The sequence below is a fragment of the Pseudaeromonas sharmana genome (assembly GCF_042649925.1).
In the GTDB taxonomy this organism is placed as follows: domain Bacteria; phylum Pseudomonadota; class Gammaproteobacteria; order Enterobacterales; family Aeromonadaceae; genus Pseudaeromonas; species Pseudaeromonas sharmana.
In genome coordinates, this window is the sequence record NZ_JBHSAF010000002.1 from 97,266 (window position 1) to 118,697 (window position 21,432).

Sequence of the window (21,432 nt, forward strand, 5' to 3'; positions counted from 1 at the left end):
AATGATCGTGTTTTGGCAGAGGCTGACTCGATTCACTAAGCGTTCAGCTGCAGTTTTTGTGCCCTGTGGCGACAATATTAGCAATGGCAGATACACTGTTCCGGTCGGATCAGAGGAGCCGTTTTCATGTCGTTGCGGTGGTGGTGTGCCTGCGTGTGTTATGTGCTGATGAGTCCGGTCTGGGCGGCGTTGCCGGCGCTGGATCTGGCCTGGCCACATGAGGCGATAGGTGAGTCTGTCGCTTACCTCGCTGACCCGCAAGGCAATCTGACGCCGGAGTATGTGGCCTCCTTACCTCGCGAACGGTTCGTGCCGCTGGCTCAGCCGGTGGCCAGTCACACCTTCACGCGTGCGGCCTATTGGTACCGTTTCTCGGTGCAAAATCGGAGTTCAGAGCCGGTTTCGCGCATCCTCTGGCTGCTACAGGGGTGGCTAGATAAGGTCGACTTCACCATAGTGGCACCGAACGGGGTCGTCTCACACTATCATACAGGTAACGGTTTGCCATTCAGTGCGCGTGCAATCGCGGTACCTGCACCCAATGTGCGAGTGCTGTTTTTGCCTGGACAATCCGAAGTGCTGTTGCGCGTGCAAACACCGGATCCGTTCATCGCCTCCATCAACGTGACCACCGAAAGTCAGTTTCTGTATAGCCAAATGTTCGATGGGATCTTCAGCGGCTTGGTCTATGGTGCCATCCTGGCCATGTTACTCTACAACCTGCTGTTGTTTGTCGGTACGCGTGAGCGTTATCAATTGGCCTATGTCGGCTATCTGGCCACCTTTGTGCTGATGAACGCCGCTTATAACAACTACACGTTCCCCTGGCTGTTCGCCGATAATCCCGGCGGGCAGGACTGGATGCAGTCCGGGGCCATCTTCCTGTTTTTGTGTGCTGGGCTGATTTTTACCCGTTCCTTTCTCGAACTGCATCGGCGCCATCTGAGTCTGTATCGACTAACCTCCGGTTTGCTGTATCTGACGCTGTTGCTTGCCCTGAGCGGCCCCATCATCGGCTATCCCTGGCATGTCGAGATCGCGATCGTCATGTCGTCGTTGGTCAGTGCCTATTCATTTTGTTTGGGGCTCTACTCCTGGCGGTGTGGCGATCGTGCCGCGCGCTTTTTCCTGCTGGGTACCATGAGCGGACTGGTTGGTACCATGGTAACCGCCTGTACCGTGATGGCATTTGTGCCTTTTCATTACGTGACTTATAAGGCGATTGATGGTGGGCTGGTGGTGGATGGCATTCTGATGTCGTTGGCACTGATCGATCGTATCAAGCAGGTGCGTGAGCAGCGTTTGCGTGCCGAACTGGAGTCGCGAACCGACAGTCTGACGGGGCTCTATAACCGCCGTGCCTATCAGGAGATCAGCCAACAGGAGGTTGGTGTGTTGCAACAGCGCGAGCAAGCGGTCGCGGTGCTGTTGCTGGATATCAACCATTTTAAGCAGATTAATGATATTCACGGCCATGCGGCTGGAGATGCGATGCTGCAACACGTTGCCAGCCTGCTGCGTCAGCAGCTGCGGCACGGTGATTATGCCTTCCGCATGGGTGGAGACGAGTTTTTGTTGCTGCTGCCTGGGCTGGAGGCGGATCAGGCCGCCTTGCTGATCGCTCGCTTGCGCCTCACGCTGAGTCGCTGTCCATTGCGATGGCAGGATGGCGTACTCGCAGTTTCGGTGAGTATCGGCAGCAGTCAGTGGCTCTCTGGCGAACCCTGTTTCGACAGCGTGCTAAGACGCGCCGATGCGGCCATGTATCAGGACAAACAACAACATCGGGACGCAGCGAGTGCAGTGCCCGAGCTGGTAAATCCTAGCTAAATCATTGTTAATAGTATGGTTAATAATGACGCGCCAATAATGAGCATATGCTCTATTTTTGGTGGTCCAGACACCTTGTCCACACCGTATTTCACGAAACCCAAGCCCTGGAACCGAGCGCTATCCCCCCGCATGGCTGCGGTTGAGGGGCACTGAATGTGGCGACGTGGAAGTTGGCATCATCATTGCGATATCTGGATTCTCCTCTGCGCAGGAGGAGATGAATCGAATCCAGTTTGGACCATTTGCAAAGGATGCCCCCCATGTTGTTTGTGCAATCAAAGACGCTTGTATTTTGTCTGCTGGCCAGCGCGGTATTGTCCGCCTGCGGCGACGCTGACACCACCACTGTGCCGCCCGATCCCGCTCCGCTGGCTGAATTCAAACCGGTTGAGGGAACCATTGCTCAGCTACATGCTGCGCTGGCCGCCGGCACGACCAGTTGCGAGCAGGTGGTTCAGCACTATATCGATCGCATCAATGCCTACGATAGTCTGGGCCCGACCCTCAACAGCGTCATCGCGGTCAGCGCCACGGCACTCGATACGGCGCGAGAGCAGGATCTCGCGCTGGCCAGTGGCGAGAGCATGCAGCCATTACAATGTGTCACTGTGTTGTTGAAAGACAATATTGACACTGCCGATATGCCTACCAGCGCGGGCGGCTTGGCATTGCAATACAGCCAGCCAGAAGATGATGCCTTCATTGTGCAGCGTCTGCGTGCCCAAGGGGCCATTATTCTGGGTAAAGCCAATCTGGATGAATTTGCCTTTGGTTATCAGGGCAGCAGCTCGATGCGAGGACAGGTCAAGAATGCCTATGACCAGACTAAGGGGCCCGGTGGTTCCTCGGCAGGAACGGGAGCGGCCATCGCAGCCAGTTTTGCCATGGTCGGGCTCGGGACCGATACCGGCGGCTCGATCCGGGTTCCATCCTCGCTGGAGGGGCTGGTAGGGTTGCGTCCTAGTCTGCGTCTGGTCAGTCAGGATGGCATAGTGCCGCTGGCGCACACTCAAGACACGGCGGGTCCCATGTGTCGCACCGTTGAGGATTGTGCGCTGGTGATGGATGCCCTGGTCGGGTACGACGCCTCCACACACAGTGGACAGCGCCGCAGTTATGAACATGATGCGGAACTGGTGGGCTCAGCTGTGGCGTATCGGGATATGACCAATCTGCCGGATAGCTATGCTGCGGAATTGTCTGCCACCGCATTGCAGGGGGCTCATATCGGTGTTGTGCGTGCCTTGTTTGGCGATGGTAGCAGTGAGGAGAACGCGGCAGTACAAGCGGTGATGAACGCCGCGCTGGAGAAGATGGCGGCGGCCGGTGCGACGGTTGAAGATGTGACTATTCCCGGCCTCGATACCATTCTTAGCAAGTACAAGAGTGTGTCGCGCTATGAGTTCTGCAATGATCTGACGGAGTATCTGAGCTCTTGGTCCAACACGCTGGATAATCACTACACCAGCTTTCAGGAGGTCGCACAAAGCCTGGCGTATGAGACGCGCAACCAATCAACCTTCACTTTTTATGGTTCCTATTGCGGCGATCAAAGTGCCAATGCCGATTACCAACTGAATCTTGTCGAACGTCCGCAGGTTGTGCGCGCGGCATTGCTGCAGGCGTTGGAAAATCTTGATGACGCTGGCATTGCTCAGGGTGCCGAGTTTGATGTCATTGTTTATCCCACCATCCTCGGCCTGGCCCCGGCGCTGGGTACCTCTCCCACGGCGGGGAGTAACAACCGCTTGAGCCCCTTCTCCGGATTCCCGGCGCTGACGATGCCGGCAGGCATGGCGGCGACCACGCCGGCGTTGCCCGTTGGCCTTGAGATGTTAGGCCGCGAGTTCGCAGAGGCGACCTTGTTGAAGCTGGCGTACAGCTATCAGCAACAGGCCTCGCCGCGTCAGGCCCCGCTCTATACCCCGGAGCTGTAATCAGCTGCGCCAGAATAAGAGAAGCCGCCCATCGGCGGCTTCTTCGTCTTCGCCACGGCCGTTTATTCACCTATTGGTGCCACAGTGGCATTCAGTAACTGGATAAAATCCTGTGGAGCCAGGCCCACCGACAAGCCACGCTTGCCGCCGCTGACCAGAATCGCTGGCTGTTGTAACGCTCGAGTGTCGAGCAGCGTTGGCAATTGTTTCTTCTGCGCAAATGGACTGATGCCTCCCACCTTGTAACCGGTCAAGCGCTCGGCATCGGCAGGTTTGAGCATCTCCACCTTCTTCAGACCGGCGGCCTTCGCCACCTCTTTGAGATTCAGCATGCAATTAACCGGGATCACGGCGGTCACCACCTGTTTGTCGTGGTGCAGCAACAGGGTTTTATACACCTGCTCGGCAGGCAACCCGAGTTGCGCTGCGGCATGCAGACCGAAGTCATCGGTGACTTCACATTCGTACAGGTGGGTGGTGAATTGGGTGCCGGTGTGGCGTAAGTAGCGGACGGCAGGGGTCATACGTCTGTTCTCCTCTGGCTGTGGGTGCAGGCTAACGGGACTGTATGTCACGGCGATGAATTCGGGGTGACGCAGATAAACATGCTCTCAGATAACAGAAACAAACAGGCCGGGGAATCCCCGGCCTGGTTCAGCAAGTACTAACCGGTATTTCTCATCCCGGCGGCAATGCCGGCGATGGTCACCATCAGTGCCTGGTCAACCTGTGGATGCAACTCGTCCGGATTGGTACGCGAGCGATTCAGCAGTTCGACCTGCAATACGTTCAGCGGATCCGTGTACGGATTGCGCAGCTTGATGGACTCCTTGATCCATGGCTGGTCATCCAGCAGACCACCTTGTGGACGCAGACGCAGAACAACTTCAGTCGAGTCTTTCAGCTCCTGGCGCAGACGCTGGCCGAGCGGCCACAGGCTTTCTGGAGCCAGGCGTTGGTCATAGTATTCGGAGAGCCAGTGGTCGGCCTTGAGGAACACCATTTCCAGCATCTCGAGGCGGGTGCGGAAGAATGGCCACTCCTTGCTCATCTCGACCAGCAAGGGTTCCTTGCCTTCTGCCACCACCGTATTCAGGGCGATGTGGGTGCCCAACCAGGATGGCAACATCAGACGGTTTTGTGTCCAGGCGAAGATCCAGGGAATGGCACGCAGGGATTCGACGCCACCGTTTGGCTTACGCTTGGAGGGGCGTGAGCCAAGGGGCAACTTGCCCAGTTCCATTTCTGGGGTCGCGGCACGGAAATACGGGACGAAGTCCGGCTCGCCACGGATGATGCTGCGGTAGTGGTCACAAGAGATCTGTGACAACTGTTCCATCACCTCACACCATTCGCGTTTCGGCTTCGGTGGCGGCAGCAAGTTGGCCTCGAGTACGGCGCTGGTGTAGAGCTTGAGGCTGGTGATCGCCACTTGCGGCAGGCCGAACTTGAAGCGAATCATCTCGCCTTGTTCTGTGACGCGGAAGCCCCCCTTCAGGGATCCCGGCGGCTGCGACAATATCGCCTGATGTGCCGGTCCACCACCACGACCAATGGTGCCGCCGCGGCCGTGGAACAGGTTCAGCTTCAACCCTTCACGCTCGGCGATCTCAACCAGCTGCTCCATGGCGCGATACTGTGCCCAGTTTGCGGCGATCATGCCGGCATCCTTGGCCGAATCCGAGTAACCGATCATCACGTACTGCTGACCCTGAATGTAACCGCGATACCAGTCAACCGACAGCAGACGGTTGAGCACAGCGGCGGCGTTTTGCAGATCATTCTGGGTTTCAAACAGCGGTGCTACCGGCATACGGAACTTGCAGCCGGCTTCTTTCAGCAGCAACTGCACGGCCAGCACATCGGACGGCTGGCGTGCCATGGAAATGATATAGATACCAAAGGCACCGGGATCGGTTTCGGCGATCACGCGACAGGTATCCAGCACTTCCTGGTTATCCGGGGTCGGTTGCCAGTCTGGCGGCAACAGCGGCCGGCGCGAGTTCAATTCGGTCAGCAGGAAGGCTTGCTTGTCTTCTTCATTCCACTGGGCGTAATCCCCCAGACCCAGATAACGGGTCAGCTCGGAAAGTACCTCACCATGGCGTTCTCCATCCTGGCGGATATCCAGCTTCAGCAACGTGATGCCAAAACAGGAGAGCTTGCGCAGCACATCCAGCAACAGACCATCGGCGATGATGCCCATGCCGCACTTGTGCAAGGAGTGATAGCAGATTTCCAACGGCTTGCGCAGCTGCTCGGTACGAGAGATCAGGTCTCGGTTTTCGGTGTACTGGCCGTTCAGGCGGGCTGTCAGGTTGTGCAGGGTTTCTTTGATTTCGTCACGCAGCTTGCGCAGGACGGCGCGGTAAGGCTCATTATGGCCGCCGGCGCGGGCACGCAGCTCGTCGTCGCAATCGATCATCGAGAGCTCGGAAACCAGCTCCTGTACGTCGCTGAGAAACAGGCTCAGTGCTACCCAACGCGAGGTCAGCAGCACTTCACGTGTCACTTTGGCAGTGACAAAGGGGTTACCGTCACGGTCGCCCCCCATCCAGGAAGCAAAGCGCACGGGAGCGGCATCCAGCGGCAGACGGAGTCCAAACGTCTCAAACAGACGCTCATCCAGCTGGCGCATAAAATCCGGAATGGCGGGCCAGAGGCTGTTTTCGATGACCGCAAAACCCCACTTGGCTTCATCCACCGGCGTCGGACGCTGTTCGCGGATTTCGTTGGTATGCCATGCCTGATTAATCAGTTGTTCAATGCGGTGCAGAATCACACTGCGTTCCCGGTCTGTCAGGTCGCCCAGCTCTAGATGCTCAAGGCACTCATTGACTTGAACCTGCTTGTGAATCAGGGTGCGGCGGGTGACTTCGGTCGGGTGGGCAGTCAGAACGAGCTCAATATCCAGCGCCTTGACGGCATCGAGGATCTCCTGTTCGGAGTGCTTGCTGGCCTTGAGTTTGGTGAACAGCTTGTCGATCGCATCCGGCCCGCGGTTGTCTTCATTGTTGCGGGAGGTGGTATGGAACTGCTCCGCCACGTTGGCCAGGTTCAAAAACTGGCTGAAGGCACGCGCCACCGGCAACAATTCATCGTCGCTCAGGCTGTGCAGAATGGATAACAGATCTTGGCGCGCTTTTTCATCCCCTTTACGAGATGCCTTGGCCAATTGGCGAATCGTCTCAATCTTCGCCAGAAATTCGTCACCCAGATGGTCCTTGATTGTCTTCCCTAGCAGTTGACCCAGCAGGCCAACATTTCCGCGTAGCGCCGCGTACTTCTCGTGCATAACGTCCGTCCTTCCCTTTTCTTGTGAGGATTACCACAAAAAGGCCCTCACCGACCGAGGGTACAATCTATCCGTAATCGGTGAGCCAGGTCAAATCATGGCCCATTAAATGTGCAAATTTATGCGAATGGGGCGCAACCGTGGATCACAGACAGAACCGTTTGACCAGATGCTGCAACACTTCGCGGGTGGGCTTCACGAATGAAAGATCAAGGTATTCATCAGGTTGATGAGCCTGCGCTATATGGCCTGGCCCCAGCACCAGCGTATCGCAGCCCAACTGCTGGATGAAGGGCGCCTCGGTACAATAGTTGACCGCCTCGGCTGCATGGCCGGTAGCCTGCTCGGCCTCGCCGATCAGCGGGGAATCCTCACCGCAGGCATAAGGCGGGATTGGTTCGTGCAAGTGACTGATATGCAAGCAACCTGGATGGCATTCGTGCACCGGATTCAGGTTCTGCCGCAGCATGCCGATCAGCTCCTGCGGGGCGACACCCGGGATCGGCCGCAGGTCGATATGCAAGTCGCAACAGCCACAGATTCTATTCGCACTGTCACCACCGTGAATGGCACCGAAGTTCAAGGTCGGGTAGGGCACCTTGAAGTGCGTATTGTTGTATTTTTCTTTCAATTCCTGTTGCAGCGACATCAAGTTGGTCAGGACTTGCTGCATGATTTCGATGGCATTGGTGCCATTGGCCGGATCCGAACTATGGCCACTTCTACCTGTGATACGGATGGACTCGGACATGTGCCCTTTATGCATGATCACCGGTACCAGTCCGGTCGGTTCGCCAATGACGGCGTAATCCGGTTTGATGGCCTGGCTCTCGGCGATGGCCCGAGCGCCGGCCATCGTTGTCTCCTCATCGGCCGTGGCGAGAATTCGCAGCGGTTTTTGTAGCTTGCCGAGATCCAGCTCCTGCAGCGCAGAGACGATAAAGGCAAAGAAGCCTTTCATATCTATGGTTCCAAGACCATACAGACGGTTGCCCTCTTCGGTGACCTTGAACGGATCCTTGCTCCAGCGGCCAGCGTCGTAAGGGACCGTATCGGTATGGCCGGCTAGCAGCAAGCCACCTTCCCCCTCTCCTAGCGTGGCGACGAGATTGAATTTTCCCGGCAGGCCGGCGATCGGCGTGATATCACAGCGAAATCCCAGTGCGCTGAACCAGTCGGCCAGCAGATGAATGACGCCCTGATTACTCTGATCCCAGGCAGGATCCGTGCTACTGATCGACGGAATCGCGATGATATCCCGGTATAACTGAAAAAAGTCGAGATTTGCCATACATCCTCCTTGCACCCCGGATACTAATTTGATAAATAATATAAATGCAAGTTGAATGCATAAATATTAAGTCGCAGCGAGCGCGAACTGTGTGAACTATTTGTAAGGCAATGCAGCCAGGATGTCACTGCTTGATTCATCCGCCCTGTAAATGCCGCAGGCGGTTTACTGCGTCTCCTGGGTGGTCAGTCAGCGTCTTACGGAATATTGTCATGTTGAATGTCGTCATTATCGGAGCCAGTGGGTATGCCGGAGCAGAATTGGCTGCCCTGGTTCAGAAGCACCCGCACCTCAATCTGCACGGTCTATTTGTTTCGGCCGGGAGTCAGGATGCCAACAAGCCGTTTTCCAGCCTGCATCCGCGTTTTCTCGGTCTGGTGGATCTGCCGGTCAAGCCGTTGAACGAAGAGGGGATGGCAGAGGCCAAGGCCGGAACCGATCTGGTCTGTCTGGCAACGGCTCACGAGGTAAGCATGGAGCTGGCACCGCAGTTTCTGGCGGCCGGCATCAAGGTGTTCGACCTATCTGGCGCGTTCCGTGTCGAGCAGGAAGGTTTCTACGATCAGTACTACGGTTTCAGCCACAACCAGCCGGAGTGGTTAGAAAAGGCGGTCTACGGACTGGCGGAGTGGAATGAGGATGCCATCGCCCAGGCCGAATTGATTGCTGTACCGGGCTGTTATCCGACCGCTTCTCTGACGGCGTTGAAGCCGCTGATGAGTGCCGGGGTGATTGCCAGCGGGACGACTCCGATTATCAATGCGGTCTCCGGCGTCTCGGGTGCCGGACGCAAGGCGGCGTTGAACACCAGCTTTTGTGAAGTCAGTCTGAATCCTTACGGTGTGTTCAAACATCGTCATCAGCCGGAAATCAGCCATCACCTCGGCAACAAGGTTCTGTTCCAGCCGCATTTGGGCAACTTTGCGCGTGGCATTTTGGCCACCATCTATGTGCAATTGTCCGATGGTGTGACCGCTGAGCAGGTCGCTGCAGCCTATGCCAAGGCCTATGAAGGCCAGCCTATCGTGCGCCTGTGTCAACACTGGCCATCGATATCCGGTGTGGCTGGCACCCCGTTCTGCGATCTGCACTGGCAACAGGAAGGGAATCAACTGGTCGTCGTTTCGGCCATCGACAATCTGCTGAAGGGCGCCTCGTCGCAGGCCCTGCAATGCATCAACATCAATTATGGATTTGAACAGACCTGCGGTCTGATCTGACGGAGCAAACGAAGATGGCGAACAATACCCTGATCATCAAACTGGGCGGCGCTCTGCTGGAGAGCGATGAGGCGCTGACGGCGCTGTTTGATGGCCTGACACAGTTCCTTGAGCAGCAACACCGTCCGCTGGTGCTGGTACATGGTGGTGGCTGTCTGGTGGATGACCTGCTCAAGGGGTTGGGCCTCAAGAGCAGCAAGAAGAACGGCTTGCGTGTCACACCGTTTGACCAAATCCCGATCATTGCCGGAGCCTTGGCCGGAACCGCCAACAAACAGATGATGGCCAAGGCCATTCAGAGCGGCTTGAAGACGGTCGGGCTGTGCCTCGCCGATGGTGGTTTGTGCAACGTGACCCAACTCGATCCTGAACTGGGTGCCGTCGGCGATTGCCAACCAGGGGATGCCAGTCTGCTGCACAGCCTGCTGGATGGTGGCTTCCTGCCAGTCATCAGCTCGATTGGTATTACCGCAGATGGCCAACTGATGAACGTTAATGCGGACCAGGCGGCGACAGCGATCGCTGAAGCATTGGGCGCCGACCTGGTGATGCTGTCTGATGTCAGCGGCATCCTTGACGGTAAGGGGCAACTGATCAGCGAAGTGACACCAGACAAGGCCGAGGAGCTGATCGCCAAGGGTGTGATTACTGGCGGCATGGAAGTGAAGGTCAAAGCTGCATTGCATGCGGCTGCCAGCCTTGGCCGTCCCATCAGCGTCGCCAGTTGGCGCTACCCGGATCAGCTCAGCAAGTTGCTGGCTGGTGGCGATGTGGGCACCCGCATCAGCGCCTGATAGCGCGTCGGCAAAAAACAACGAGCACGAGCAAGCAGCAAGGAGAAAAGCATGCGGCATCTGTTAACGACTCAGGAATTCAACCAGGACGAGCTGTTGGCGCTGATTGCGCTGGGCAAGGCGATGAAAGCCAACCCGGCCGCCTACCGCTCCAGCCTGGCCGGCAAGAGCGTGGTGACGCTGTTCGAGAAGCCGTCACTGCGCACCCGCGTCACCTTTGACATCGGGATTCACCGCCTCGGCGGGCATGCCGTTTACCTGGATCAGCAAAACGGAGCCATGGGACAGCGTGAGACGGTGAAAGATTTCGCCGGCAACCTGTCGCGCTGGTGTGAGGGCATTGTGGCACGGGTCTTTGACCACAAAACGCTGATTGAGCTGCGCAACCATGCCAGCGTGCCGATCATTAACTCGCTGTGTAACCTGTATCACCCTTGCCAGGCGCTGGCGGATTTCATGACCATCGCCGAGAACTATGATGATCTGACCAAGGTCAAGTTGGCCTATCTGGGAGATGGCAACAATGTGGCTCACTCGCTGCTGCTGACCGGGGCCATTCTCGGCACCGATGTCACTATAGTGGCACCGAAGGGTAATGGTCCCGATGCCCAGATCTTCAATGAAGCGGTCATGCTGGCCAACAAGTCGGGGGCGCGTCTTGCGGTAACCGATAGCATTGAGGACATTCGTGGTTTTGATGTGGCCTATACGGATACGTGGGTCTCAATGGGTGACAACACCCCCATGGACACGGTAAAAGACAAGTTCATGCCCTACCAGATCAATCAAGGGCTGCTGGATAAGACCGGAATTCGCCATGTGCTGCATTGCCAGCCGGCGCACCGGGAGCTGGAAATAACCTCTGACGTCATGGATGGACCGGCATCACTGATTCTCGATGAAGCCGAGAACCGGATGCATGCGCAAAATGCCATCCTGCACACACTGATCAATCAAGGAGACAAGTAATGGAAGGCATCAACAAGGTAGTGCTCGCCTATTCTGGCGGTCTGGATACGTCGGCGATCGTGCCATGGCTGAAAGAGAACTATAACTGCGAAGTCATCTGCTTCGTAGCTGATGTTGGTCAGGGCGCTGATGATTTGGAAGGGGTTGAACAGAAGGCCATCGCTTCCGGTGCCTCCAAGTGCATCGTCAAGGATCTGAAAGAAGAGTTCGTCAAAGACTATGTTTACCCGACGCTGAAGACCGGCGCCATCTACGAAGGCACCTACCTGCTGGGTACCTCCATGGCGCGTCCGGTGATTGCCAAGGCAATGGTCGAGGCGGCGATGGCTGAAGGTGCCGATGCCATTGCTCACGGCTGTACCGGCAAGGGTAACGACCAGGTGCGTTTCGAAGGTGCGGTAGCTGCTCTGGCTCCGCAGCTGAAGGTGATCGCACCGTGGCGGATCTGGACCATGCGTTCCCGCGAAGAGCTGCTCAACTATTTGTCTGAGCGCAACATTCCCTGCAAAGCATCGATTACTAAGATCTACAGCCGTGATGCCAACGCCTGGCACATCTCCACCGAAGGTGGCGAGCTGGAGAGCACCTGGAACGAAGCCTCTGCCGCCGTATGGCAGTGGACTGTGGATCCGGAAAATGCCCCGGACAAGGCCGAATATGTCAAGCTGACTATCGCGCAAGGTGAAGTGGTGGCAGTAGATGACAAGCCACTGAGCCCCTATCAGGTGCTGGTTGAGCTGAACGAGCGTGCCTCCAAGCACGGTGTCGGTCGTATCGACATCACCGAGAACCGTCTGGTAGGCATGAAGTCTCGTGGTTGCTACGAAACTCCGGGCGGTACTGTCATGATGGCCGCACTGCGTGCCGTTGAAGAGCTGGTACTGGATAAGACCACTCGCGCCTGGCGCGAAAAGCTGGGTGCCGAGTTCTCGCACCTGGTGTATGACGGTCGCTGGTTCACGCCGCTGTGCAAAGCCATCGTCGCCTCTGCCGATGCCATCGCCGAAGATCTGACAGGCGAAGTGGTACTGAAGATGTACAAGGGCTCGGTCAACGCGGTACAGAAGCGCTCCGTCAATAGCCTTTATTCGGAAGACTTCGCCACCTTCGGTGCCGATGAAGTGTACGATCAAAGCCATGCTGAGGGCTTTATCCGCCTTTACACCCTGGCCAGCCGCATCCGTGCATTGAAGGCACAGAGCAAGCAGTAATTTCTCGCCGGCCACATCGCCAGGATGTGGCCTCATTTCTGATGACCCGATTTATGGAGAATGCCCATGGCGTTATGGGGTGGACGTTTCAGTCAGGCTGCGGATACGCGCTTCAAACAATTCAACGACTCACTGCGTTTTGACTATCGACTGGCTGAACAGGATATTGTCGGCTCCGTTGGCTGGTCACGTGCGCTGGTACAAGTGGGTATTTTGAGCGTCGACGAGCAACAACGACTGGAAGCGGCTCTCCAGGCATTGTTAGCCGAGGTGCAAGCTAATCCACAGCAAATTCTGAGCTCTGATGCCGAGGATATCCACTCGTGGGTTGAAGGGCAGCTTATCGCGCGGGTCGGGGATCTGGGTAAGAAGTTGCACACTGGTCGTTCACGTAACGATCAGGTGGCAACGGATCTTAAGCTGTGGTGCAAGGCGCAGGGGCAGCTGCTGTTGCAGTCGATTCATCACCTGCAACAGGCATTACTGGCCGCAGCCAAAGCGAATGAATCTGTAGTGCTACCGGGTTATACCCATTTGCAGCGCGCCCAACCGGTGACGTTTGCGCACTGGGCTCTGGCCTATGTCGAGATGCTGGAACGCGATTTCAGTCGTCTGCAGGATGCATTGGCGCGGCTGAATCTGTGTCCTCTGGGATGTGGTGCGCTGGCTGGTACGGCGTATGCGATCGATCGTGAAGCGCTGGCGCTGGATCTGGGATTCGCCGGCGCAACACGCAATAGCCTGGATTCGGTTTCGGACCGTGACCACGTCATCGAGTTAATGAATTGTGCCAGTCTGTCGATGGTTCATCTGTCGCGTTTTGCCGAAGATCTGATTTTCTTCAACACCGGGGAAGCTGGTTTTGTCGAGCTCTCCGACAAGGTGACTTCCGGTTCGTCGCTGATGCCGCAGAAGAAGAACCCGGATGCACTGGAACTGATCCGTGGCAAGGCTGGTCGGGTGGTTGGGGCACAAACAGGCATGTTGATGACGTTGAAGGCACTGCCTCTGGCCTACAACAAGGACATGCAGGAAGACAAGGAAGGGTTGTTTGATGCCCTGGACACCTGGTATGACTGCCTGGACATGGCGGCATTGGTATTGGAGGATATCCGAGTTAACCAGGCGCGGACTCTGGCCGCGGCACAGGGCGGTTATGCGAATGCCACCGAGTTGGCTGACTATCTGGTTGCCAAGGGCATTCCGTTCCGTGAGGCTCACCATATTGTTGGCGAAACAGTGGTCTTCGCGATTAAGGTTGGCAAGCCGCTGGAAGCACTGTCGCTCGTCGAATTGCAACAGTTTAGTCCGGTCGTGGCAGATGATGTCTATCCTGTCTTGTCGCTCGAGTCGACGCTGGGCAAGCGCGTCGCCAAAGGCGGCGTCGCGCCGCAGCAGATTTCAGCCGCGCTGGGCTGGATGAGTGCTCATCTGGCAAAAAGAGAGTTCAACTAAGAAATGCCGCATCCTTGTGACAGTGCAACTGCATGAACAATCTGGGGCCGACAGGCCCCGTGTCTTTGTGGGCGCGACGCAAGAAGTACGCTGGTGAAAATAAGTACTAGACTACTTGCACCTTGATTGCCGATCCGTATAATACGCGGGCTCGTCAATTTGACGGCAGAGCCTCTGGCTCGGTTCGTAGCGATATGCTCGGACCTACAATCTCCCCGATTGGGGGAGAGTCGTTTAAAACAACCTCCGAACCTCCCGCTAGGGTAAGGTGCGGGCGGTCTGTTTTTATGTTCTTTAATCCATTTGGAGCTCTGGTCAATGCAGAACCAAAGAATTCGTATCCGCCTGAAGGCTTTTGATCACCGTTTGATTGATCAATCCACGGCGGAAATCGTCGAAACTGCTAAGCGCACTGGCGCACAGGTTCGCGGTCCCATCCCGCTGCCGACTCGCAAAGAGCGCTTCACCGTGCTGATTTCTCCACACGTGAACAAAGATGCACGTGATCAGTACGAGATCCGCACTCACAAGCGTCTGGTAGACATCGTTGAACCGACCGACAAGACCGTAGATGCTCTGATGCGTCTCGATCTGGCCGCTGGTGTCGATGTTCAGATTAGCCTGGGTTAATTACGGAATAGAGGTTGATAACAATGACAATCGGTCTCGTAGGTCGCAAGGTAGGTATGACTCGCGTCTTCACTGAAGACGGTGTGTCCGTTCCTGTGACTGTTATCGAAGTTGAAGCAAACCGTGTGACTCAGGTTAAGTCTCTGGAAAGCGACGGTTACGTTGCCATCCAGATCACCACTGGCTCCAAGAAGGCTAACCGCCTGAACAAGGCCGAAGCGGGTCATTTCGCTAAAGCTGGTGTCGATGCTGGTCGTGGTTTGTGGGAATTTCGTCTGAATGAAAGCGAAGCGGCTGACGTTGCTGTTGGTGCTGAGCTGAACGTTGGCGTTTTCGCTGATGTTAAGAAAGTAGACGTTACTGGTACTTCCAAGGGTAAGGGTTTCGCCGGCACTGTAAAGCGCTGGAACTTCCGTACTCAGGACATGACCCACGGTAACTCCCGTTCACACCGTGTACCGGGTTCTATCGGTCAGAACCAGTCCCCGGGTAAGGTGTTTAAGGGCAAGAAGATGGCCGGCCATCTGGGCAACGAGCGTGTAACCGTTCAAAGCCTGGAAGTGGTTCGTGTTGACGTTGAGCGCAATCTGCTGCTGGTTAAAGGTGCAGTTCCTGGCGCAACCAACGGCGACCTGATCGTTAAACCTGCCGTTAAAGCGTAACGTCTGAGGAGATAGTAATGGAATTGGTAATGAAAGACGCCCAAGGCGCTCTTCAAGTTTCCGAAACTACCTTCGGGCGTGAGTTCAACGAAGCCCTGATCCATCAGGTAGTCGTAGCCTACGCCAATGGTGCGCGTCAGGGTACTCGCGCTCAGAAGAGCCGTTCTGAAGTGTCTGGCGGTGGTAAGAAGCCGTGGCGTCAGAAGGGTACCGGCCGTGCACGTGCTGGTAGCATCCGTTCCCCGATTTGGCGTTCTGGTGGCGTGACTTTCGCAGCCAAGCCGCAAGATCATAGCCAGAAGGTGAACAAGAAGATGTACCGTGCTGCTCTGCAGAGCATTCTGTCTGAGCTGGTACGTCAAGAGCGTCTGATCGTTGTTGAGCAGTTCTCCATCGAAGCGCCGAAGACCAAGGAACTGGTAGCCAAGCTGAAAGGCCTGGAACTGACCGATGTTCTGATCGTCACTCCGGAAGTAGATGAGAATCTGTTCCTGGCCGCGCGCAACCTGTACAAGGTTGACGTTCGTGATGTCACCGGCCTGGATCCGGTCAGCCTGATCGCTTTCGACAAGGTATTGATTACTGCTGATGCAGTGAAGCAAATCGAGGAGATGCTGGCATGATCCGTGAAGAGCGTCTGCTGAAAGTTCTGAAGGCTCCGCACATCTCTGAGAAGAGCACCATGGTAGCTGAATCCCTGAACACTATCGTGTTCAAGGTTGCTACTGATGCTACTAAGGCGGAAATCAAGGCAGCAGTTGAAAAACTGTTCGAAGTTAAAGTTGAAGCTGTACGCACCCTGAATGTGATGGGCAAGACCAAGCGTACCGGTGCTCGTGTTGGCAAGCGTTCCGATTGGAAGAAAGCCTACGTGACTCTGGTTCCAGGTCAGGACATCGACTTCATGGGCGGCGCTGCCGAGTAAGAGGAGTCTAGATAAATGGCAATCGTTAAGTGTAAGCCTACTTCTCCGGGTCGCCGTCACGTCGTCAAGATCGTCACCCCGGAACTGCACAAGGGCAAGCCGTTCGCAGGTCTGATCGAAGATCAGCGCAAGACCGGTGGCCGTAACAACAACGGTCGTATCACCACTCGTCACATCGGTGGTGGTCACAAGCAGCACTATCGTCTGATCGACTTCAAGCGCAACAAGGACGGGATCCCGGCCAAGGTTGAACGCCTGGAATACGATCCGAACCGTTCTGCTCACATCGCTCTGGTGCTGTACGCAGATGGCGAACGTCGCTACATTCTGGCTCCTAAGGGCCTGAAGGCTGGCGATCAGATCGCTTCCGGTGTTGATGCTGGCATCAAGGTAGGTAACGCCCTGCCGATGCGCAACATCCCGGTGGGTTCCACTGTCCACGCTATCGAAATGAAGCCGGGCAAGGGTGCTCAGATCGCTCGTTCTGCTGGCGCATTCGCTCAGATCCTGGCCCGTGAAGGTGCCTATGTGACTCTGCGTTTGCGTTCTGGTGAGATGCGCAAAGTGCTGGCCGAATGCCGCGCCACCATTGGTGAAATCGGTAACTCCGAGCACATGCTGCGTCAACTGGGTAAAGCTGGTGCCAACCGCTGGCGCGGTGTTCGTCCGACCGTTCGCGGTATGGCGATGAACCCGGTCGACCACCCGCACGGTGGTGGTGAAGGCCGTAACAAGGGTATCCAGCCTGTATCTCCTTGGGGCACTCCGTCCAAGGGTTACAAGACCCGTAAGAACAAGCGCACCGACAAGTACATCGTACGTCGTCGTAACAAGTAATTCTTTAAAGAGGAATCACCATGCCACGTTCTCTCAAGAAGGGTCCATTCATTGACCTGCACTTGCTGAAGAAGGTAGAGAAAGCGGTGGAAAGCGGGGACAAGAAGCCAATCAAGACTTGGTCCCGTCGTTCAATGATCATCCCGAACATGATCGGTTTGACCATCGCTGTCCATAATGGTCGTCAGCACGTACCGGTATACGTTTCCGATGAAATGATCGGTCACAAGCTGGGTGAGTTTGCGCCAACTCGTACTTATCGCGGTCATGCCGCTGATAAGAAGGCCAAGAAGAAATAAGGGGTAAATGATGGAAGCTATCGCTAAACACCGTTTCGCCCGTACTTCTGCCCAGAAGGCTCGCTTGGTCGCGGATCAAGTACGTGGTCTGCCGGTTGACAAGGCTCTGAACCTGCTGACCTTCAGCCCGCGTAAGGCGGCTGTTCTGGTCAAGAAGGTACTGGAATCTGCCATTGCAAATGCCGAGCACAATGAAGGTGCGGACATCGACACGCTGAAGATTGCCACCATCATGGTAGACGAAGGTCCAACCATGAAGCGCATTCGTCCACGTGCCAAGGGTCGCGCGGACCGTATCCTGAAGCGTACCTCCCACATCACTGTGGTAGTGTCCGACCGCTAAGAGGCTAGGAGATAAGCAATGGGTCAGAAAGTACATCCTAACGGTATTCGCTTAGGAATCACCAAGCCTTTCAACTCTACTTGGTTCGCGAATTCCAAAGATTTCGCTGACAACCTGCACGGCGACTTCCAAGTCCGTCAGTACCTGACCAAGGAACTGAAGGCTGCGTCCGTGTCTCGTATCGTCATCGAGCGTCCGGCCAAGAGCATCCGTGTGACCATTCACACCGCTCGTCCGGGTGTGGTTATCGGTAAGAAAGGCGAAGACGTTGAAAAGCTGCGCAAGCAAATCGCCAACATCGCTGGCGTGCCTGCACAGATCAACATTTCCGAAGTGCGTAAGCCTGAATTGGATGCTCAACTGGTTGCTGACAGCATCAGCTCCCAGCTGGAACGCCGTGTTATGTTCCGTCGCGCCATGAAGCGTGCGGTACAGAACGCTATGCGTCTGGGCGCCAAGGGTATCAAGGTTGAAGTGAGCGGCCGTCTGGGCGGCGCCGAAATCGCGCGTACCGAATGGTACCGTGAAGGTCGTGTACCGCTGCACACTCTGCGTGCAGACATCGACTACTCAACCTCTGAAGCACATACCACCTACGGCGTTATCGGCGTCAAGGTTTGGATCTTCAAGGGCGAGGTTCTGGGTGGCATCGCAGCTGTTAACGCCGCTGCTGCTGCTGCACAACAAGAGCCGGCTCCTGCCAAGCCGAAGCGCAAGCCGCGCGGTAAGTAAGGAGATTCGGTAAATGTTGCAACCAAAGCGTACAAAGTTCCGTAAAATCCACAAGGGCCGTAACCGTGGTCTGGCTAACGCCGGCAACGAGGTCTCCTTCGGTTCATTTGGTCTGAAGGCGATTTCTCGCGGTCAGCTGACTGCTCGTCAGATTGAAGCTGCTCGTCGTGCTATGACGCGTGCTGTTAAGCGTCAAGGTAAGATCTGGATCCGTGTTTTCCCGGACAAGCCGATCACCGAGAAGCCGCTCGAAGTTCGTATGGGTAAGGGTAAGGGTAACGTTGAGTACTGGGTTGCCCTGATCCAGCCTGGTAAGGTCCTGTACGAGATGGACGGTGTGCCTGAAGCGCTGGCACGCGAAGCGTTCGCCCTGGCGGCCGCTAAGCTGTCTGTTAAGACCACTTTCGTAACTCGGACGGTAATGTGATGAAAGCACAAGATCTTCGCCAAAAGAGCGTAGAAGAGCTGAAGGCTGAGCTGCTGGGTCTGCTGCGTGAGCAGTTCAACCTGCGTATCCAGGCCAGCACTGGTCAGCTGTCTCAGACTCATACTCTGAAACAAGTACGTCGCGATATCGCTCGCGTCAAGACTGTTCTGAACGAGAAGGCAGGTGCGTAATGACCGATAAAATCCGTACTCTGCAGGGTCGTGTCGTTAGCGACAAGATGGACAAGTCCATCACTGTAGCTATCGAACGCAAGGTAAAGCACCCGATCTACGGGAAGATTATCGTGCGTACCACTAAGCTGCACGTACATGACGAAAACAACGAGTGCAAGGTAGGCGATGTCGTGGAAATCCGCGAATGTCGTCCGCTGTCCAAGACCAAGTCCTGGACCCTGGTCACTGTTGTTGAGAAGGCTTAAGTTTCGGTCTTCGTGTCATCGAGAAACGGCCCTTGCGGGGGCCGTTTCTTTTTTCAACTACCACTTCGAAAAACGCTGTGGTATTATGTCGCGCCTTTAAAGGGCAGCCAGTCCCGAAAGGGAAAGTAGTAAAGTAAAGCGGAGCACTAACATGATCCAAATGCAAAGTATGCTGGACGTCGCCGACAACTCCGGCGCTCGCAGCGTAATGTGTATTAAGGTTCTGGGTGGCTCGCACCGCCGCTACGCCGGTATCGGTGACATCATCAAGGTTTCCATCAAGGAAGCCATTCCTCGCGGTAAAGTGAAGAAGGGTGATGTAGTTAACGCGGTGGTCGTTCGCACCAAGAAAGGCGTTCGCCGTCAGGATGGTTCTGTCATCCGTTTCGACCGCAACGCGGCTGTGCTGTTGAACAACAACCATCAGCCGATCGGTACCCGTATCTTCGGCCCGGTGACTCGTGAACTGCGTTCTGAAAAGTTCATGAAGATCGTCTCCCTGGCCCCGGAAGTACTGTAAGGAGTCGAACCATGGCAGCAAAAATCCGTCGTGATGACGAAGTAATTGTGTTGACCGGAAAGGACAAGGGCAAGCGTGGCAAAGTCACTCAAGTTCTGGTCCAGCACGGCAAAGTAGTAGTAGAAGGCGTCAACCTGGTGAAGAAGCATCAGAAGCCGGTTCCGGCTCTGGGCACTGCTGGCGGTATCGTTAGCAAAGAATCGCCGATTGACGTATCAAACGTTGCGATCTTTAACCCTGCCACTGGCAAGGCGGATCGTGTCGGTTTCCGGACTGAAGACGGTAAGAAAGTACGTTTCTTCAAGTCCAATGGTGAACTTGTAAAGTAATTGGAGTTTAACGATGGCGAAACTGCATGATGTTTACAAACAGAAGGTAGCCAAGGAACTGATGACTCAGTTCGGCTACAAGACTGTCATGCAAGTCCCTCGGATCGAAAAGATCACCCTGAACATGGGTGTCGGTGAGGCCTTGGCGGATAAGAAGATTCTGGAAAACGCAGTAGCTGATTTGGCTGCAATTTCAGGTCAGAAGCCGCTGGTCACCAAAGCTCGCAAGTCTGTTGCTGGCTTCAAGATCCGTGAAGGCTACCCGATCGGTTGTAAAGTAACCCTGCGCGGCGAGCGTATGTGGGAGTTCCTGGAGCGTCTGATTTGCATCGCGATGCCGCGTATCCGTGACTTCCGTGGTGTTAGCGCCAAGTCCTTCGATGGTCGTGGCAACTACTCCATGGGCGTGCGTGAGCAAATCATCTTCCCCGAAATCGACTACGACAAGGTCGATAAGGTTCGCGGTCTGGATATTACAATCACGACCAGTGCGAAGTCCGACGAGGAAGGCCGTGCTCTGCTGGCTGCCTTTAGCTTCCCATTCCGTAAGTAAGGTGTAGGGTTATGGCAAAACTGTCCATGAAAGCACGCGAAGTGAAGCGTGCCAAACTGGTTGAAAAGTTCTTCGAGAAGCGTGCTGCGCTGAAGGCGATCATCTCTGACGTGAAGTCTACTGACGATGCACGTTGGGAAGCTGTGCTCAAGCTGCAACAAATGCCTCGTGATTCCAGTCCGATTCGTCAACGTAACCGTTGCAATATCACTGGTCGTCCACACGGATACCTGCGCAAGTTTGGTCTGTGTCGCATCAAGGTGCGTGAGCACATGATGAAGGGCGAAATTCCTGGCCTGAAGAAGGCTAGCTGGTAATCGATCACGGGAGTAAGACAAATGAGCATGCAAGATCCGATCGCGGACATGCTGACCCGCATCCGTAACGGCCAAGCGGCTGGTAAGGTTGCAGTGTCAATGCCTTCCTCCAAGCAGAAGGTGGCTATCGCCAAGCTGCTGAAGGAAGAAGGTTACATCGCTGACTACAAGGTGAGCGGCGAAACCAAGGCTGAACTGGAAGTTGAACTGAAGTACTTCCAAGGCAAGCCGGTTGTTGAGCTGATTCAGCGCGTAAGCCGTCCTGGTCTGCGTATTTACAAGAAGCGCGACGAGTTGCCGAAGATCATGAATGGTCTGGGCATCGCTGTCGTATCCACTTCTAAAGGTGTGATGACTGACCGTGCGGCCCGTAAGGCTGGTATGGGCGGTGAGATCATCTGTTACGTAGCGTAA

The 21,432-nt window shown here is 55.6% G+C and carries 26 protein-coding genes; 23 read left to right on the top strand and 3 right to left on the bottom strand.

Features of this window, described 5'->3' with window-relative positions:
- Nucleotides 1-126 precede the first annotated feature (126 nt).
- Entirely contained in the window at nt 127-1,830 is a 1,704-nt protein-coding gene (locus tag ACFOSS_RS03885) for a sensor domain-containing diguanylate cyclase (protein WP_377150749.1), read from the top strand.
- Between the two features lie 263 nt (nt 1,831-2,093).
- Nucleotides 2,094-3,770: an amidase gene (locus ACFOSS_RS03890; RefSeq protein WP_377150750.1), complete on the top strand. Its 1,677-nt coding sequence runs from the start codon at nt 2,094-2,096 to the stop codon at nt 3,768-3,770.
- 62 nt (nt 3,771-3,832) lie between these two features.
- Here the strand turns inward: ACFOSS_RS03890 and ybaK are convergent, their stop codons facing one another.
- The 3 genes from ybaK to argE form a co-directional block, all read right to left on the bottom strand.
- Nucleotides 3,833-4,294 carry a Cys-tRNA(Pro) deacylase gene (gene ybaK, locus ACFOSS_RS03895; protein WP_377150751.1) on the bottom strand — a complete coding sequence of 154 codons (462 nt, stop codon included), beginning with the start codon at nt 4,292-4,294 and terminating at the stop codon, nt 3,833-3,835.
- Between the two features lie 140 nt (nt 4,295-4,434).
- Nucleotides 4,435-7,065 (bottom strand): phosphoenolpyruvate carboxylase, encoded by a 2,631-nt coding sequence (gene ppc, locus ACFOSS_RS03900; protein WP_377150752.1) that lies wholly within the window; start codon nt 7,063-7,065, stop codon nt 4,435-4,437.
- Between the two features lie 145 nt (nt 7,066-7,210).
- On the bottom strand, nt 7,211-8,356 hold the full coding sequence (gene argE / locus ACFOSS_RS03905; RefSeq protein WP_377150753.1) for an acetylornithine deacetylase: 1,146 nt from the start codon (nt 8,354-8,356) through the stop codon (nt 7,211-7,213).
- Nucleotides 8,357-8,568: 212 nt separating this feature from the next.
- On the opposite strand from argE, the gene argC reads away from it, so the two are divergent.
- From argC to rpsH, 21 genes are all read left to right on the top strand, one after another.
- On the top strand, nt 8,569-9,576 hold the full coding sequence (gene argC, locus ACFOSS_RS03910; RefSeq protein ID WP_377150754.1) for an N-acetyl-gamma-glutamyl-phosphate reductase: 1,008 nt from the start codon (nt 8,569-8,571) through the stop codon (nt 9,574-9,576).
- A gap of 14 nt (nt 9,577-9,590) precedes the next feature.
- Nucleotides 9,591-10,370: an acetylglutamate kinase gene (argB, locus tag ACFOSS_RS03915; RefSeq protein ID WP_377150755.1), complete on the top strand. Its 780-nt coding sequence runs from the start codon at nt 9,591-9,593 to the stop codon at nt 10,368-10,370.
- A 51-nt stretch (nt 10,371-10,421) separates the two neighbouring features.
- Complete coding sequence (locus tag ACFOSS_RS03920; protein ID WP_377150756.1) at nt 10,422-11,339, top strand: ornithine carbamoyltransferase; 918 nt, start codon at nt 10,422-10,424, stop codon at nt 11,337-11,339.
- On the top strand, nt 11,339-12,550 hold the full coding sequence (locus tag ACFOSS_RS03925; RefSeq protein ID WP_377150757.1) for an argininosuccinate synthase: 1,212 nt from the start codon (nt 11,339-11,341) through the stop codon (nt 12,548-12,550). Before ACFOSS_RS03920 ends, ACFOSS_RS03925 begins: the two co-directional genes overlap by 1 nt.
- Nucleotides 12,551-12,616: 66 nt before the next feature.
- Entirely contained in the window at nt 12,617-14,005 is a 1,389-nt protein-coding gene (argH, locus tag ACFOSS_RS03930) for an argininosuccinate lyase (RefSeq protein WP_377150759.1), read from the top strand.
- Nucleotides 14,006-14,323: 318 nt separating this feature from the next.
- Complete coding sequence (rpsJ, locus tag ACFOSS_RS03935) at nt 14,324-14,635, top strand: 30S ribosomal protein S10 (RefSeq protein WP_005307944.1); 312 nt, start codon at nt 14,324-14,326, stop codon at nt 14,633-14,635.
- 23 nt (nt 14,636-14,658) lie between these two features.
- A complete protein-coding gene (gene rplC, locus ACFOSS_RS03940; protein WP_377150760.1) occupies nt 14,659-15,297 on the top strand; it encodes a 50S ribosomal protein L3 in 639 nt (212 codons plus the stop codon).
- A 17-nt stretch (nt 15,298-15,314) separates the two neighbouring features.
- Nucleotides 15,315-15,920 (top strand): 50S ribosomal protein L4, encoded by a 606-nt coding sequence (rplD, locus tag ACFOSS_RS03945; protein WP_377150761.1) that lies wholly within the window; start codon nt 15,315-15,317, stop codon nt 15,918-15,920.
- On the top strand, nt 15,917-16,222 hold the full coding sequence (gene rplW / locus ACFOSS_RS03950) for a 50S ribosomal protein L23 (protein WP_449301174.1): 306 nt from the start codon (nt 15,917-15,919) through the stop codon (nt 16,220-16,222). Before rplD ends, rplW begins: the two co-directional genes overlap by 4 nt.
- A gap of 15 nt (nt 16,223-16,237) precedes the next feature.
- Nucleotides 16,238-17,059 (top strand): 50S ribosomal protein L2, encoded by an 822-nt coding sequence (rplB, locus tag ACFOSS_RS03955; RefSeq protein WP_377150762.1) that lies wholly within the window; start codon nt 16,238-16,240, stop codon nt 17,057-17,059.
- A 20-nt stretch (nt 17,060-17,079) separates the two neighbouring features.
- The gene (rpsS, locus tag ACFOSS_RS03960; protein WP_377150763.1) at nt 17,080-17,358 is read left to right on the top strand and encodes a 30S ribosomal protein S19; all 279 of its coding nucleotides are present in this window, start codon (nt 17,080-17,082) and stop codon (nt 17,356-17,358) included.
- A 10-nt stretch (nt 17,359-17,368) separates the two neighbouring features.
- Nucleotides 17,369-17,701 (top strand): 50S ribosomal protein L22, encoded by a 333-nt coding sequence (gene rplV / locus ACFOSS_RS03965; protein ID WP_377150765.1) that lies wholly within the window; start codon nt 17,369-17,371, stop codon nt 17,699-17,701.
- 18 nt (nt 17,702-17,719) lie between these two features.
- The gene (gene rpsC / locus ACFOSS_RS03970) at nt 17,720-18,433 is read left to right on the top strand and encodes a 30S ribosomal protein S3 (protein WP_377150766.1); all 714 of its coding nucleotides are present in this window, start codon (nt 17,720-17,722) and stop codon (nt 18,431-18,433) included.
- A gap of 13 nt (nt 18,434-18,446) precedes the next feature.
- The gene (gene rplP / locus ACFOSS_RS03975) at nt 18,447-18,860 is read left to right on the top strand and encodes a 50S ribosomal protein L16 (RefSeq protein WP_377150767.1); all 414 of its coding nucleotides are present in this window, start codon (nt 18,447-18,449) and stop codon (nt 18,858-18,860) included.
- A complete protein-coding gene (rpmC, locus tag ACFOSS_RS03980; protein ID WP_377150768.1) occupies nt 18,860-19,051 on the top strand; it encodes a 50S ribosomal protein L29 in 192 nt (63 codons plus the stop codon). Before rplP ends, rpmC begins: the two co-directional genes overlap by 1 nt.
- A complete protein-coding gene (rpsQ, locus tag ACFOSS_RS03985; RefSeq protein ID WP_377150769.1) occupies nt 19,051-19,299 on the top strand; it encodes a 30S ribosomal protein S17 in 249 nt (82 codons plus the stop codon). The genes rpmC and rpsQ overlap by 1 nt, the downstream gene beginning before the upstream one ends.
- 151 nt (nt 19,300-19,450) lie before the next feature.
- A complete protein-coding gene (gene rplN / locus ACFOSS_RS03990) occupies nt 19,451-19,819 on the top strand; it encodes a 50S ribosomal protein L14 (protein WP_345014162.1) in 369 nt (122 codons plus the stop codon).
- Nucleotides 19,820-19,830: 11 nt separating this feature from the next.
- Nucleotides 19,831-20,148 (top strand): 50S ribosomal protein L24, encoded by a 318-nt coding sequence (rplX, locus tag ACFOSS_RS03995; protein WP_377150770.1) that lies wholly within the window; start codon nt 19,831-19,833, stop codon nt 20,146-20,148.
- Between the two features lie 13 nt (nt 20,149-20,161).
- On the top strand, nt 20,162-20,701 hold the full coding sequence (gene rplE, locus ACFOSS_RS04000; protein WP_377150771.1) for a 50S ribosomal protein L5: 540 nt from the start codon (nt 20,162-20,164) through the stop codon (nt 20,699-20,701).
- Between the two features lie 11 nt (nt 20,702-20,712).
- Nucleotides 20,713-21,018, top strand: coding sequence for a 30S ribosomal protein S14 (gene rpsN / locus ACFOSS_RS04005; protein ID WP_377150772.1), 306 nt, complete (start codon nt 20,713-20,715; stop codon nt 21,016-21,018).
- A 21-nt stretch (nt 21,019-21,039) separates the two neighbouring features.
- Complete coding sequence (gene rpsH / locus ACFOSS_RS04010) at nt 21,040-21,432, top strand: 30S ribosomal protein S8 (protein ID WP_377150773.1); 393 nt, start codon at nt 21,040-21,042, stop codon at nt 21,430-21,432.